Annotated in this window: 3 protein-coding genes and 1 pseudogene; 3 read left to right on the top strand and 1 reads right to left on the bottom strand. The window is 70.4% G+C overall.

What is annotated here, in order from left to right:
• The first annotated feature begins 263 nt into the window (after nt 1–263).
• Nucleotides 264–2,848: pseudogene (lnt, locus tag A5681_RS19665) on the top strand (apolipoprotein N-acyltransferase).
• Between the two features lie 9 nt (nt 2,849–2,857).
• Here lnt and rbpA read toward each other — a convergent pair.
• Complete coding sequence (rbpA, locus tag A5681_RS19655) at nt 2,858–3,193, bottom strand: RNA polymerase-binding protein RbpA (protein ID WP_007170328.1); 336 nt, start codon at nt 3,191–3,193, stop codon at nt 2,858–2,860.
• A gap of 170 nt (nt 3,194–3,363) precedes the next feature.
• On the opposite strand from rbpA, the gene A5681_RS19650 reads away from it, so the two are divergent.
• Together A5681_RS19650 and A5681_RS19645 are read left to right on the top strand one after the other, a co-directional pair.
• Nucleotides 3,364–3,723, top strand: a complete 360-nt coding sequence (locus tag A5681_RS19650; protein ID WP_082968438.1) for a hypothetical protein — start codon at nt 3,364–3,366, stop codon at nt 3,721–3,723.
• A gap of 316 nt (nt 3,724–4,039) precedes the next feature.
• The gene (locus A5681_RS19645) at nt 4,040–16,567 is read left to right on the top strand and encodes a type I polyketide synthase (protein ID WP_067278837.1); all 12,528 of its coding nucleotides are present in this window, start codon (nt 4,040–4,042) and stop codon (nt 16,565–16,567) included.
• Nucleotides 16,568–16,588: the final 21 nt, after the last annotated feature.

The following is a 16,588-nucleotide window of genomic DNA, read 5'->3' as shown; positions in this document are numbered from 1 at the left end:
ACGACCGTCCCGGCCAATCCGACGAGCCCGACCCGGCGGCCGGCGACCTGGCGGTATCCCCGGACACCGACCCGATCAGCGACGAAGCCGAATCGGACCGCGACGACGATCCCGCCGACATCGCCCCGGGATCCGAAGGCGGGCATGACGCCACCGAACCCGGCGCCCGGGCTCTGACACACCGCGTGGGCGGCGTGGCCCGCCGGGCGGCCGCGGGGCTCGGGGCCGGGGTGCTCGCGCGGCTACCGGGCGTCCGGGTCGCCATGTTGCCGCGGCTGCCGCGGCTGGTCTGCGCCATAGCGGGTGGTGTGCTGCTCTTCACGAGCTTCCCGTCGCTGAACTGGTGGTGGGCCGCCGTCGTCGCGGTCGCGCTGCTGGCCTGGGTGCTCAAGCATCCGGCGACGACGGCCGCCGGTGGCCTGGGCTACGGGTTCCTCTTCGGGCTGGCGTTCTATCTGCCGCTGCTGCCGTGGGTGAGCATGCTCGTCGGGGCCGTCCCCTGGATGGTGCTGGCGGTGACCTGCGCGCTTTTCCCCGCGATCTTCGGCCTGGGCGCCGTGCTCGTGCGCGGGCTGCCGGGCTGGCCCGTCTGGTTCGCGGTGGTGTGGACGGCCCAGGAGTGGCTGAAATCGATCGTCCCGTTCGGCGGCTTCCCGTGGGGAGTGGTGGCGTTCGGGCAGGCGCAGGGCCCCTTCCTGCCGCTGGCCAAGCTCGGGGGCCCCGCCTTGCTCTCCTTGGCGATCGTGCTGATTGGGTTCAGCGCGACCGCCATCGAGTTGGAGATCGTCAAGTGGTGGCGCACCGGCCGTCGGACGCAGCGGGGCACCGGCGCAGAACAAGCGGCGACGGCGGATGCGGCCCCGCCGGCGGTGGTGCTGCCGGGCGTCTGCATTTGCCTGGTGCTGTTCGCCTCCGTCGTGGTCTGGCCGCAGGTTCGGCACGCCGGCACCGGGTCGGGCGGCGAGCCCTCGGTCACCGTCGCCTTGGTGCAGGGCAACGTGCCGCGCCTCGGGCTCGACTTCAACGCGCAACGCCGGGCGGTGCTCGACAACCACGTCCGCGAGACGCTGCGGTTGGCCGAGGATGTGCGCGCCGGACAGGCGCCACAACCCCAGTTCGTCATCTGGCCCGAGGATTCCTCCGACATCGACCCACTGGCCAACGTCGACGCCGCGCTGGAAATCTCGCAGGCCGCGACCGCGATCGGCGCGCCGATCCTGATCGGCACGGTGTCGGAACTGGCCGGCAGCCCGCCGGAGAACCCCCAATACACCAACACGATGATCGTGTGGAATCCCTCCACCGGGCCGGCCGAAAGGCACGACAAAGAGATCGTGCAGCCATTCGGCGAATACCTGCCGATGCCGTGGCTGTTCACCCACCTATCCGGTTACGCCAACCGCGCCGGGAACATGGTGCCCCGGCCGGGCAGCGACGTCGTGCACATTGCCGGGGTGCCGATCGGGGTGGCCACCTGCTGGGAAGTGATCTTCGACCGCGTCCCGCGCAAAGCCGTCCTCAACGGCGCCCAATTGCTGGCCGTGCCGAGCAACAACGCCACCTTCAACAAAACGATGAGCGAACAACAGCTGGGCTTCGCCAAGGTGCGGGCCGTCGAGCACGATCGCTACGTGCTGGTCGCCGGCACCACCGGGATCAGCGCCGTGATCGCCCCCGACGGCGCCGAGCTGGTGCGCACCGACTTCTTCCAGCCCGACTACCTGGACATTCAGGTGCGCCTGAAGACCAAACTGACGCCGGCCACGCGGTGGGGCCCGATGCTGCAGTGGCTACTGGTCGCGGCGGCCGCGGCGGCGATCCTGGCCGGGATGCGGCAGAATGGTTGGTTCGCGCGTCCGGTTCGTCGGAGGTCCGAGGCCCCGAACGAATCCCCAGACGCAGGTGCGCCCTCGGGCGAAACCCCGCTTGACGAGGACAGTTCGCCCACCGAGGGCGGGGACCAGGCGCCGCCGGAAGACGGTGGTGACTACACTCCGCTCCACGAGGGCGGCCGACGACCGTCGCGCAATTTAGGGCGACACAGAGGAGCTACATGACCACCGGCCAGCCGGCGCCGCGCGGCCCGGGGAATCGTCCCAGCGAGCGCGTCCTGGTGATCATCCCCACCTACAACGAGCTGGAGAACCTTCCGGTCATCCACCGGCGGCTGAGGGACGCGTGCCCCCACGTGCACCTGCTGATCGTCGACGACAGCAGCCCCGACGGCACCGGCGACCTCGCCGAGGAACTGGCGGCCGCGGACGGGGGCCGCACCCACGTGATGCATCGCACCGCCAAGGACGGCCTGGGCGCGGCGTACCTCGCCGGCTTCGCGTGGGGCCTGAGCCGCGACTACTCGGTGCTGGTGGAGATGGACGCCGACGGCAGCCACGCGCCCGAGCAGCTGCACCGGCTGCTGGACGCTGTCGACGCCGGAGCCGATCTGGCGATCGGCTCCCGCTACGTCGAGGGCGGGTCGGTGCGGAACTGGCCGTGGCGGCGCTGGGCGCTGTCCTGGACGGCGAACACCTACGCGCGTATCGCGCTGGGTATCGGTGTTCACGACATCACCGCGGGCTACCGTGCCTACCGCCGCGAAGTCCTGGAGGCGATCGGTCTCGAGGCGGTGGACTCCAAGGGCTACTGCTTCCAGATCGACCTGACCTGGCGCACCGTGTGCAACGGCTTCTCCATCGTGGAGGTGCCGATCACCTTCACCGAGCGTGAGCTCGGTGTCTCCAAGATGAGCGGATCCAACATCCGCGAGGCGCTGGTGAAGGTCACCCGCTGGGGGATCGAGGGCCGCAAGAGCGGCGCCGGCAGTCAGCGCGCCAAAAACCGCACCTAGGCGGCCGGATCAGCCGCGGCGGCGCGTCCGGATGATCTCGAGGCGCTCCTTGAGCAGCTCTTCGAGCTCCTCGACGCTGCGCCGTTCCAGCAACATGTCCCAGTGCGTGCGCGGCGGCTTCACCTTCTTCGGCTCGGGCAGGTCACCTTCGATCAGGGTGCCTTCCATGCCGTTGCGGCACAGCCAGGTGCCGGGGATTTCGGCGTCGTCGGCGAACGGAACCTCGAACTCCTCGCCGTTCTCGGTGCGGTACCGCGCGATCTGACGTGGCGCGAGGTCGTGGTTGCGGTCGGTCTCGTAGCTCACGGCTCCGAGGCGACTGCCCCTAAGGACTCGATCAGCCATGTTGCTACTCCTCTAGGTCCTCTGAGCTGTCGGGCTGCTGTAGTGCGTTTCTGTCCGTCTGCCAAACGTTGCGGCGCTCTGCCTAGTTCCCGCTTCCGGCAGCCGGCGAACGCGACGCGACCTTCAATGATACCGGGATCACCGTGGGATCCCGATTAAAGTCGGCAGGCGTGAGCCGTCGCACCCATCCGCAGCCCTGCCGCTGGTGCGGTCGAGACGTGTCCGACGCGGGGATGGGGCGTCGCCGCCAGTACTGCCGGCAGTCGTGCCGGCAGCGGGCATACGAACAACGCGCCTCGCTGACCCGCGGCGCCGCCGGAGCCGCGCTGGCCCTGCCCGCGGACGCGGTCGTCCTGTCGGCCGATGACGCGGCCGACCTCTCCGACCGCGTCTACCAGGTGCGGTGCGCGGCCGAAGATGTCGTGACCGCCCTCGACGAAGGAGCCCGGGCGAGCGAACTGCGTGAACTGTGCGACGTGCTGATCCGGGCCGCGCGCGCCGCCGACGGCTGGCGGCGGGTGGGTGTCTGACCCGTCCTGACCACCGCCGATGCACAGCCGGGTACAGTCGCGCCATGGACGGCGCGTCGGGCACGAGAGACCCCGGTACCCCCGGGCGCAACGACGCGTTCCAGGAAACCCAAGACAAGGCGTTCCGCACGCCGAAGCCGATCCTCCTGTAGCAGCCGGGAGCATCGGACGTTTTGAAATCCCGTCGGAGTTGGCCATACTCACCAGCGACATTCTTGGGCCGGAGAGCAGCACGACATCGCATCGTGCAGCAAATTCCGTGACTCGGTGAGAGTCGCATCGGGGCAGCTGACGGCCAAGTAGGCGAGAGGTATTGATGGTGGATCAACTCCAGCATGCGACCGAAGCGCTGCGCAAAGCGCTGGTCCAGGTCGAACGCCTGAAACGCACCAACCGTGCGCTGCTGGAGCGGTCGAGCGAGCCGATCGCGATCGTCGGTATGTCCTGCCGCTTCCCCGGCGGGGTCGAGACACCCGAGGACCTGTGGCAGATGGTGGCCGACGGCCGCGACGTGATCACGGAGTTTCCCACCGACCGTGGCTGGGACCTGGCGAGCCTGTTCGACCCGGACCCCGACGCGCGCCACAAGACGTACGCGCAGACCGGTGGCTTCGTGGACGGTGTCGCCGACTTCGACCCGGCCTTCTTCGGCATCGCCCCGAGCGAGGCGCTCGCGATGGACCCGCAACATCGGATGCTGCTGGAACTGTCCTGGGAAGCGCTGGAGCGCGGCGGCATCGACCCGAGCGGTCTGCGGGGCAGCGCGACCGGTGTGTTCGCCGGCCTCATCGTCCAGGGCTACGGCATGCTCGCCGAGGAAATCGAGGGCTACCGCCTGACCGGCATGACCTCGAGCGTCGCCTCCGGGCGGGTGTCGTACGTGCTGGGCCTGGAGGGCCCCGCGGTGTCGGTGGACACGGCGTGCTCGTCGTCGTTGGTCGCGCTGCACATGGCGGTGCAGTCGCTGCGCTCGGGTGAGTGCGATCTGGCGCTGGCCGGGGGCGCGACCGTCAACGCCACCCCGACCGTCTTCGTCGAGTTCAGCCGGCACCGGGGGTTGGCACCGGACGGCCGGTGCAAGGCGTATGCGGGAGCGGCCGACGGCGTCGGCTGGTCGGAGGGCGGCGCGATGCTGGTCGTCGAGCGGCTCTCGGACGCGCGGCGGCTGGGCCACCCGGTGCTGGCCGTGGTCCGCGGCTCGGCGGTCAACCAGGACGGCGCATCCAACGGGTTGACCGCGCCCAACGGCCCGTCCCAGCAGCGGGTGGTGCGCGCGGCGCTGGCCAACGCGGGCCTGTCGACGGCCGACGTCGACGTGGTGGAGGGCCACGGGACGGGCACCACGCTGGGTGACCCCATCGAGGCTCAGGCGTTGCTGGCGACGTACGGTCAGGACCGTTCCGAGCCCCTGTGGCTGGGCTCGATCAAGTCGAACATGGGTCACACCCAGGCCGCCGCGGGCGTGGCGGGCGTCATCAAGATGGTCCAGGCCATGCGCCACGAAATGCTGCCCGCGACACTGCATGTGGACGAGCCCAGCCCGCACGTCGATTGGTCGGCAGGTTCGGTGTCGTTGCTCACCGAGCCGCAGCCGTGGCCGGCGAGCCGCGCACGCCGCGCAGGTGTCTCGTCGTTCGGGATCAGCGGCACCAACGCCCACGTGATCGTCGAGGCGACCCCGTCCGCCGAGCCGTCGGAGGACACACCCAAACCCGCGACGGTGCCGTGGGTGCTGTCGGCAAAGTCGCTGTCGGCGTTGAGGTCTCAGGCCGGCCGGCTGGCCGGGTACCTGCGCGGGCACGGCGAGCTCGACGCCGCCGACGTGGCCTGGTCGCTGGCGGGCCGCGCCACCTTCGAGCACCGCGCCGTCGTCGTGGGCGGCGATCGGGACCGATTGCTGGCCGGACTGGATGAGTTGGCCGCCGATGACCCGGCCGGTTCGGTCATTCGGGGCAGCGCACCACCGGCGGGCAAGAACGTCTTCGTCTTCCCCGGCCAGGGCTCGCAATGGTTGGGCATGGGCATCGAATTGCTCGATACCGCACCAGTATTCGCGCGGCAGATCGACGCTTGCGCGGAAGCCTTCGCGGAATTCGTCGACTGGTCGCTGATCGACGTGCTGCGCGGCAACCCGGGCGCCCCGGGTCTGGACCGGGTAGATGTGGTGCAGCCGGTGCTGTTCGCCGTGATGGTGTCGCTGGCCGAACTGTGGAAGTCGGTCGGAGTCAACCCCGACGCGGTGATCGGCCATTCGCAGGGCGAGATCGCCGCCGCGTATGTCGCCGGCGCCCTGTCGCTGCGCGACGCCGCTCGGGTGGTCACGCTACGCAGCAAGTTGTTGCGGTCGCTGGCCCACTGCGGCGGCATGCTGTCCATCGCGTGCAGCACCGAACGCGCGCGGGAGTTGTTGGCGCCCTATGGTAATCGGGTCAGCATCGCGGCCGTCAACGGCCCCTCGGCCGTAGTCGTTTCGGGCGAAGTGGCCGCGCTCGACGAACTCGCCGGCTTCTGCGCGGACCTCGAGCTGCGCACCCGACGGATCGACGTGGACTACGCGTCGCACTCGATCGAGGTGGAGGCCATTCGCGACGAGCTGGCCGAGGCCCTGACCGGTATCGAGCCGAGTTCCTCGCGCGTCGCCTTCTTTTCCACGGTGACCGGAAGCCGTTTGGACACGGCCGGTCTGGACGCGGCGTATTGGTATCGCAACATCCGCCAGACCGTGCAGTTCGATCAGGCGGTGCGCGCCGCGTGTGAGCACGGGTATCGCACGTTCGTCGAATCCAGTCCGCATCCTGCGCTGGTCGCCGGGATCGAAGGCACCGCCAACGACTGCCTGAAGAACACCGCGGGCGACGCCGAGGCCATCGTGGTCCCCACCCTGGGTCGCGACGACGGCGGCTTGGAGCGGTTCCTGACATCGGCCGCCGCCGCGTTCGTGGCGGGCGTGGGCGTCGACTGGCGCGGTGTGTTGGCCGGGGCGGGCTTCGTGGAGCTGCCCACGTATGCCTTTGACCGGCGCAGGTTTTGGCTGTCCGGCGAGGGTGTCGGGGCCGACGCTGCCGGCCTGGGTTTGGGCACCAGCGAGCACGCCTTGCTCAGCGCGGTCGTTGAGCTGCCGGCATCGGACGGGGTGCTGCTGACGGGCCGGCTGTCGCCCAGCCTGCAGGGCTGGCTGGCGGATCATGCCGTCTCCGGTGCCGCGGTGTTCCCGGGTGCGGGGTTCGTCGAGTTGGCGATCCGGGCCGGGGATGAAGTCGGCTGCTCGGTGGTCGACGAACTCACGCTGCAGGCGCCGCTGATGCTGCCCGCCGCCAGTTCCGTTGCCGTGCAGGTGGTTGTCGGTCCCGGCGAAGAATCGGGCCGGCGTGCCGTCTCGGTATTCTCCCGCGCCGACGCCGGCTCGGGATGGGTGTGTCACGCCGAGGGGGTGCTGAGCTCGCGGTCGATCGAGCCTCGCGCCGATCTGTCGGTGTGGCCGCCCGAGGGCGCGGTCGCCGTCGACGTGGCCGATGGCTACGACCAGCTGGCGGCGCACGGGTACGGGTACGGCCCGGCGTTCCGGGGTTTGACGGCAACCTGGGTTCGGGGCGATGAGGTGTTCGCCGAAGTGCGGCTGCCGGACGCGGCCGGAGGCGTCAGCGGGTTCGGCGTGCACCCGGCGCTGCTCGACGCGGCGATGCACGCGGTCATCATGGCGCACCAGGCGGCGGGCCGGCCCGTCGAACTGATGCTGCCCTTCTCGTGGCAGGACTTGTCGTTGCATGCCGCGGGCGCGACCGCGGTCCGCGCGCGGATCGCGCCGGCCGACGGTGCTCCGCAGGGGGGTGTGGGCAGCACCTCGATCTCGATCGAGCTCGCCGACGGGCTGGGTCTGCCGGTCTTGTCGGTCGGGGCGATGGTCGCCCGCCCGGTGAGTGAGCGCCAGCTCCGTGCGGCGGTTGCCAGCTCCGGCCCGGAGCGACTGTTCGAGGTCGCCTGGTCGCCGGTGTCCGCGCCGACCGTCGCTAACCAAGCGCCGTCCCACGAGATCCTGGAATCCGTTGCCGGCAACGGCGATCCGGTCACCGCCACCTACGCACGCACCCATGAGGCGCTGGCCGCCGTGCAGGCATGGCTGACCGGGCACGACTCGGGTGTGCTGATCGTGGCCACCCGGGGCGCAGTCGGATTGCCGGGGGAGGACATCGGCGATCTCTCCGGCGCGGCCGTGTGGGGGTTGGTGCGCTCGGCGCAAACCGAGCATCCCGGCCGCATCGTCCTGGTGGATTCCGATGTGCCGCTTGATGATGAGGCGGCCGCGTCGGCGCTCGCGACCGGTGAGCCGCAGGTCCTGCTGCGCAAGGGCCAGGTCTACACGGCGCGGGTACGGGGCAGCCGCGCGGTCGACGATCTGATGGTCCCCCCTGCCGAGGGCCCCTGGCGGCTGGGCATCAGCAGCGCCGGCACCTTCGAAAACCTGCGGCTGGAGCCGGTTCCCAACGCCGACGCACCGCTGGGACCGGGTCAGGTGCGGGTGGCGCTGCGTGCGATCGCCGCCAACTTCCGCGACATCATGATCACCCTGGGCATGTTCACCCATGACGCGTTGCTCGGCGGTGAAGGCGCCGGCGTGGTGGTCGAGGTCGGTCCCGGCGTCACCGAATTCGCCGTCGGAGAATCGGTTTACGGATTCTTCCCCGACGGCAGCGGCACGCTGGTCGCCGGCGATGTCCGCCTGCTGCAGTCGATGCCGGCGGACTGGTCCTACGCCGAGGCCGCCGCGATCTCGGCGGTCTTCACCACCGCCTACATGGCGTTCGTGCACCTGGCGGATGTGAAGCCGGGCCAGCGGGTGCTGGTGCACGCGGCCGCCGGCGGCGTCGGCATGGCGGCGGTCCAGCTCGGTCGGCACTTGGGTCTCGAAATCTTCGCGACGGCCAGCCGCGGTAAATGGGACACGTTGCGGGCCATGGGTTTCGACGAGGACCATATCTCGGATTCGCGCAGCCTGGAATTCGAAGACAAGTTCCGGGCCGTGACCGGTGGGCGGGGCATGGACGTGGTGCTGGATTCGCTGGCGGGCGACTTCGTGGACGCCTCCCTGCGCCTGGTGGCCCCCGGCGGCGTGTTCTTGGAGATGGGCAAGACCGACATCCGCGACCCCGGTGTGATCGCCCAGCAATACCCCGGCGTGCGCTATCGCGCCTTCGACCTGTTCGAGCCCGGCCGTCCCAAGATGCACCAGTGGATGATCGAGTTGGCCGGACTCTTCGAGGCCGGCGCGCTGCGGCCGTTGCCGGTGACCACCTTCGATATTCGCCGCGGTCGTGCGGCGCTGCGGTACCTGAGCCAGGCCCGCCACATCGGCAAGGTCGTCATGACCATTCCGGGCGCGCTGGCGACGGGTACGGTGCTCATCACCGGTGGAACCGGCATGGCCGGTTCAACGCTGGCCCGCCACCTCGTTACGCACCACGGAGTGCGAAACCTGCTGTTGCTCAGCCGCAGCGGTCCCGATGCGCCGGGGGCCGGCGAGCTGATCGCCGAACTGGGTGAGGCCGGCGCACACGTGCGCGCCGTCGCGTGCGACGCGGCCGACCGGGAGGCGTTGTCCGCGGTGATCGCGGACATTCCGGCGGAGCATCCGCTGAGCGCCGTCATCCATGCCGCGGGGGTGCTCGACGACGCGGTGGTGACGTCACTGACGCCGGAGCGGGTGGACGCGGTGTTGCGCGCCAAGGTCGATGCGGCCTGGAACCTGCATGAGCTGACCCGCGACCTCGATCTGTCCGCGTTCGTGATGTTTTCGTCGATGGCCGGGCTGGTGGGGTCGTCGGGCCAGGCCAACTACGCGGCGGCCAACTCCTTCCTCGACGCGCTGGCCGCGCACCGGCGGGCTCTTGGCATGCCGGCGATCTCGCTGGGCTGGGGACTGTGGGATCAAGCCAGCGCCATGACCGGCGGCCTGGACGCCGCCGACCTCGCCCGGCTCGGTCGTGACGGGATCCTCGCCTTGTCGTCCGACGAGGCGATGGAACTGTTCGACACCGCGCTGATTGTCGACGAGCCGTTCCTGGCGCCCGCCCGCATCGACCTGAACGCGCTGCGCGCCCACGCCGCCGCCGTGCCACCCATGTTCGCCGACCTGGTCAACGCGCCCGCCCGGCGCCAGGTCGACGACTCGCTGGCGGCCGCCAAGTCGAAATCGGCCCTGGCGCACCGGCTGCACGGCCTGCCCGAACCCGAGCAGCACGCCGTGTTGCTGGACCTGGTCCGCTCGCACATCGCGACCGTGTTGGGCAACACCACGCCGGAGGCGATCGACCCCGACAAGGCATTCCAGGACCTGGGCTTCGACTCGCTGACGGCGGTCGAAATGCGTAACCGGCTGAAAACCGCGACCGGGCTTGCGCTTTCACCCACCCTCATCTTCGACTATCCGACCCCGAACGGCCTGGCGGGCTACATCCGTGGCGAGTTGGCGGGAGTGCCCCAGGAAGTCGCGCCCGGCCCGGTCGTTCGCGCCGTCGGCGACGACCCGGTCGTGATCGTCGGCATGGCGTGCCGCTATCCCGGCGGAGTCAATTCCCCCGACGATCTGTGGCGCATGCTCGTCGATCAGCGCGACGTGCTCTCGGAGTTCCCCACCGACCGCGGCTGGGACCTAGCCGGCATCTACAACCCGGACCCCGACGTCCCGGGCACGTGCTACACCCGCACCGGCGGCTTCGTGGAGGGTGTGGCGGACTTCGACCCCGCCTTCTTCGGCATCGCACCCAGCGAGGCGCTGGCGATGGACCCGCAGCAGCGGATGTTCCTCGAGCTGTCCTGGGAAGCCTTGGAGAGGGCCGGAATCGAACCCGGCGCGTTGCGGGGCAGCGCGACCGGCGTCTTCGCCGGGGTGTACACGCAGGGCTACGGCATGGGCGCCGCGCCGGCCGCGGAGGGCTTCCGCCTGACCGGGCAATCGTCGAGTGTGGCGTCGGGCCGGGTGTCCTACGCGCTGGGCCTGGAGGGCCCCGCGGTGTCCGTGGACACGGCATGCTCGTCGTCGCTGGTGGCCCTGCACATGGCGGCGCAGTCGCTGCGCTCGGGCGAATGCGACCTGGCGCTGGCCGGCGGCGTCACCGTCAACGCCACACCCGACATCTTCGTGGAGTTCAGCCGGATGCGCGGGCTCTCCGCCGACGGCCGGTGTAAGGCGTACGCCGGGGCCGCCGACGGCACCGGATTCTCCGAGGGCGGTGGGATGCTCGTCGTCGAGCGGTTGTCGGATGCGCAGCGGCTCGGGCACCCGGTGCTGGCGGTGGTGCGCGGCTCGGCCATCAACCAGGACGGCGCCTCCAACGGCCTCACCGCGCCCAACGGCCCGTCCCAGCAGCGGGTGGTCCGCGCCGCGCTGGCCAACGCCGGCTTGTCCGCGACCGAGGTCGACGTGGTCGAAGGCCACGGCACGGGAACGACATTGGGCGATCCCATCGAGGCGCAGGCGTTGTTGGCCACGTACGGGCAGGGCCGTGCCGAGCCGCTCCTGCTGGGTTCGATCAAGTCGAACATGGGTCACACGCAGGCCGCCGCCGGCGTGGCCGGAGTGATCAAGATGGTGCTGGCGATGCGGCACGACCTGTTGCCCGCGACGCTGCACGTCGACCAACCCAGCCCGCACGTCGACTGGTCGGTGGGGTCGGTGTCGCTGCTGACCGAACCGCGGCCCTGGAGGGCGGATCATCCGCGCCGGGCCGGTGTGTCGTCGTTCGGGATCAGTGGCACCAACGCGCACGTGATCATCGAGGCCGCGCCCGTCGAGCCCCCGCGCGCCGTGGAACGCCCCAAGCCGCCGGTGTTTCCGTGGGTGGTGTCGGCAAAGTCGGTGCCCGCGTTGGCCTCCCAAGCCATGCGGCTCGCCGAGCACGTCCGCGAGCGCAGCGACCTCGACGTCGGCGACGTGGCATGGTCGCTGGCCGGCCGGTCGAACTTCGAGCACCGGGCCGTGGTGGTCGGCGGTGACCGCGATCAGCTGCTGGCCGGCCTCGGCGAGCTGGCCACCGGTCAAGCCGCATCGGTGATCCAGGGCACCGCCGTGCCCGGCGGCAAGACCGCCTTCGTCTTCCCCGGCCAGGGCGCCCAGACGCTCGGCATGGGAATGGGCCTGCACGCCGGTTACCCGGTGTTTGCCGAGGCTTTCGACACCGTCGTGGCCGAGCTCGACCGGCACCTGCTGCGCCCGCTGCGCGAAGTCATGTGGGGGCAAGACGAGACCCTCTTGAACACCACCGAATTCGCCCAGCCGGCGTTGTTCGCGGTGGAGGTCGCCTTGTTCCGGTTGCTCGAATCTTGGGGTGTGCGCCCCGACTTCGTGCTGGGCCACTCGATCGGCGAGTTGTCAGCCGCGCATGTCGCCGGCGTCCTGTCGCTGGAGAACGCGGCGGTACTGGTCGCCGCCCGTGGCCGCTTCATGCAGGCCCTGCCGGAGGGCGGGGCGATGATCGCGGTGCAGGCCACCGAATCCGAAGTACGGCCGCTGCTCGAGCACTCCGAACAAACCGGCGTGGACATCGCGGCCGTCAACGGGCCTGCCTCCGTGGTCATTTCGGGCGCCGAGGACAAGGTGGTAGCGGTCGCGGACCGGCTCCGCGCCGACGGCCGCCGCGTCCACCGATTGGCGGTGTCCCACGCGTTCCACTCACCGTTGATGGCTCCGATGCTCGACGAATTCGGCCCGGTCGCGGCCGGTCTGGCCATCGGCGAACCGACGATCCCGATCGTGTCGAACGTGACCGGGCAATTGGCGGGCGACGACTTCGCTTCGCCCGCCTACTGGAAACGGCACATTCGCGAGGCGGTGCGGTTCGCCGACAGCGTGCGCTTTGCGCACTCGGCCGGCGCAACTCGCTTCCTCGAAGCCGGTCCCGGCAGCGGGCTGACCGCATCGATCGAAGAATCGCTGCCGGACGTGCCGGTTGTCACCATGTCGGCGCTGCGGAAGGATCGCCCGGAACCGGCGACGCTGACGAGCGCGGTCGCGCAGGGATATGTCACCGGGATGGACGTGGACTGGCGCGGCGCGATCGGCAGTGCCGGTTTCCAAGCCGATTTCGTGGAGCTGCCCACCTATGCGTTCGAGCGCCGGAGGTTCTGGCTGTCCGGTGACGGCGCCACGGTGGACGCCGCGGGCTTGGGTCTGGCGCCCGGTGAGCACGCGCTGCTCGGTGCGGTGGTGGAGTTGCCGGCCTCCGGCGGGGTGGTGCTGACGGGCCGGTTGTCACCCGGTGCGCAGGGCTGGCTGACCGACCACGCCGTCGGCGGTGTCGTGCTTTTCCCCGGCGCCGGATTCGTGGAGCTGGCCATCCGGGCCGGCGACGAAGTCGGTTGCGGCGTCGTCGAGGAGTTGAATCTGGCCGCGCCGCTGGTGCTTCCGGGCTCGGGATCCGTGGCGGTCCAGGTCGTGGTCGGGGGTGCCGACGACGCGGGGGCCCGAGCGGTGTCGGTGTTTTCGCGCGCCGACTCGGGTACGGGCTGGTCGCTGCATGCCGAGGGTGTGCTGCGCGCCGGATCGGTGCAGCCGGGCGCGGACCTGTCGACGTGGCCGCCGATCGGCGCGACCCAGGTCGATGTCGGTGACGGTTATGAGCGGCTGGCCGAGCGCGGGTACGGCTACGGGCCCGCGTTCCGCGGCCTTACCTCGATGTGGCGCCGCGGCGACGAAGTCTTCGCCGAGGTAACCCTGCCCGCGGACGCGGGGGTGTCGGCGTCCGGGTTCGGCGTCCACCCGGCGATGCTGGACGCGGCCCTGCACGCGGTGATCTTGACCTCGGGGGGCGACGAGCTTCCCGAAGGCTCGATGTTGGTGCCGTTCTCGTGGCAGCAGGTGTCGCTGCACGCCGCCGGCGCGACGGCAGCGCGGGCGCGCATCATGCCGGTGGGCGAGTCGGCCGTGTCGATCGAACTCGCGGACGGATTGGGCCTGCCGGTGCTGTCGGTGGCGTCGATGGTGGCCAGGCCGGTCACCGACCAGCAGCTGTTGGCCGCGGTGTCGAATTCGGGACCCGATCGCCTCTTCGAGGTCGTCTGGTCCGCTCAGCGTTCGACCTCGGTGCAGCCGGTTTCGGTATCCACCTGGGGCGCAGCAGAACTCGACGGCGAGGGAGTCCAGCAGTCGGCGGTCGTGTTCGAATCGGCGCCGGTCGTCGACGATGTCGTTGCCGAGGTGTACGCGGCCACGCGCGCGGTACTGCCGGTCCTGCAGTCGTGGCTGGCCCGTGACGGGGCGGGCACCCTGGTCGTCGCGACGCGCGGTGCGATGGCATTGCCGGGGGAGGACGTCACCGACCTGGCGGGCGCGGCGGTGTGGGGGCTGGTGCGGTCCGCGCAGACCGAGCACCCGGGTCGCATCGTGCTCGTGGATACCGACGGTCCATTGGACGACGAGTCCGTGGCCGCGCTGCTGGCGGTCGGTGAGCCGCAGGTATTGCTGCGCGGCGGGGCGGTGTACACCGCGCGCGTGCATGGCAGTCGCGCCGTCGGCGGCCTGTTGGTGCCCCCGAGCGATGGCCCATGGCGCCTCGGCATGAGCAGTTACGGCACGTTCGAGAATCTGCGGTTGGAACGCATCCCGGACGCCGACGCCCCGCTGGAGCCCGGGCAGGTTCGGGTGGCGCTGTCGGCGCTGGCCGCCAACTTCCGCGACGTGATGATCGCGCTGGGCCTGTACCCCGATCCGGATGCCGTCATGGGCATCGAGGCCTCGGGTGTGGTCATCGAGACGGGTGCGGACACCGGACGTTTCGCGGTCGGCGACCGCGTCATGGGCCTGTTCCCCGACGGCACCGGCACGGTCGCGAGAACCGACCAGCGCCTGCTGGCCAAGGTGCCGGCCGGCTGGTCGCACACCGCGGCCGCCACCACCACGGTGGTGTTCGCCACCGCCTTCTACGCGTTGGTGGACCTGGCCGCCGCCAAGCGGGGCCAGCGGGTGTTGGTGCACGCCGCCGCCGGCGGCGTCGGAATGGCCGCCGTGCAGCTGGCCCGCCACCTGGGTCTGGAGGTGTTCGCCACCGCCAGCCGCGGTAAGTGGGACACGCTGCGGGCCATGGGCTTTGACGAGGACCATATCTCGGACTCGCGCAGCCTGGAATTCGAGGACAAGTTCCGGTCGGTCACCGGTGGGCGGGGCATGGACCTGGTGCTGGACTCGCTGTCCGGTGACTTCGTCGACGCCTCGCTGCGGCTGGTCGCACCGGGCGGCGCGTTCCTGGAAATGGGCAAGACCGACATGCGCGAACCCGACGCGGTGGCCCGGGAGCATCCCGGCGTGCGCTACCGCGCCTTCGACCTCTTCGAGGCCGGCCCGGACCGCATCGCGCAGATACTCGACGAGCTGGCCGCCTTGTTCGGCGACGACGTGCTGCGGCCGTTGCCGGTGACCAGGTTTGACGTGCGACGCGCCCCGGCGGCTTTGCGGTATCTGAGCCAGGCCCGGCACGTGGGCAAGGTCGTCATGACCAATCCGGACGCCTGGGCGGCCGGCACGGTGTTGATCACCGGCGCCACCGGCATGGCCGGTTCGGCGCTGGCCCGCCACGTGGCGACCCGCCACGGCGCTCGAAACCTGGTCCTGGTGAGCCGGCGTGGTCTGGACGCGCCGGGGGCCGCCGAATTGGTGACGGAGCTCAGCGCCGCGGGCGCCCAGGTGCAAGTGGTGGCCTGCGACGCCGCCGATCGCGAGACGCTGGCGAAGGTCATCGCCGATATCCCGGTGCAGCGTCCGCTGTCGGGAGTGATCCACGCGGCCGGTGTGCTCGACGACGCGGTGATCTCATCGCTTACCCCGGAGCGGGTGGAAACGGTGTTGCGGGCCAAGGTCGATGCGGCGTGGAACCTGCACGAGCTGACGCGCGACCTCGATGTGTCGGCGTTCGTGATGTTCTCGTCGATGGCGGGCTTGGCGGGTGCGTCGGGTCAGGCCAACTACGCGGCGGCAAACTCGTTCCTGGATGGGTTGGCCGTGCACCGGCGCATGCACGGCTTGCCGGCCATGTCGCTGGCGTGGGGTCTGTGGGATCAGGCCAGCGCGATGACCGGCGCGCTCGGTGCGGCCGACCGTGCCCGCTTCGGCCGCGACGGAATCGTCGCGATGTCCTCGGACGAGGCGCTGGAGTTGATGGACACCGCGCTCATCGTCGACGAGCCGTTCCTGTTGCCCGCCCACATCGATCTCGCCGCGCTGCGGGTCAAGTTCGACAACGGGACGTTGCCGCCGATGTTCGTCGATTTGATCAACGCGCCGACCCGGCGTCAGGTCGATGACTCGCTGGCCGCGGCGAAGTCGAAATCCGCTCTGCTGCAACGCCTCGAAGGGCTTCCGGAAGACGAACAGCAGGCGGTGCTGCTCGACCTGGTGCGGGCCAACATCGCCACCGTGCTCGGCAACTCCAGCCCGGAGTCGATCGATCCCGACCGCGCATTCCAGGAACTGGGTTTCGACTCGCTGACCGCGGTCGAGATGCGCAACCGGCTGAAATCCGCCACTGGCCTGGCGTTGTCACCCACGCTGATCTTTGATTACCCGAACTCCGCCGCGCTGGCCGGTTACATGCACCGCGAACTCGTCGGCGCAGCCGGGCAGCAGGCCCCCGCCGCCGCGCCGGGGGAGGCCGAAATCCAGCGCGCTGTGGGATCGATTCCGGTCAAGCGCCTGCGGCAGGCCGGGGTGCTGGAACTGTTGCTCGCTCTGGCGAACGAAGCCGACGGCGGCCGAGGGGACGGGCAGTCGCCGGCCGCCGCCGCGAGCCCGGAGAAGGACATCGCGGACATGGATCTCGAGGATCTGGTCAACGCGGCGCTGATGGACGACGACGAATAGTCATGGGCGTGCGCAAGGGCA

The organism is Mycobacterium scrofulaceum, from assembly GCF_001667885.1.
GTDB lineage: Bacteria > Actinomycetota > Actinomycetes > Mycobacteriales > Mycobacteriaceae > Mycobacterium > Mycobacterium scrofulaceum_C.
This window is presented reverse-complemented; position numbering and strand designations above follow the sequence as displayed.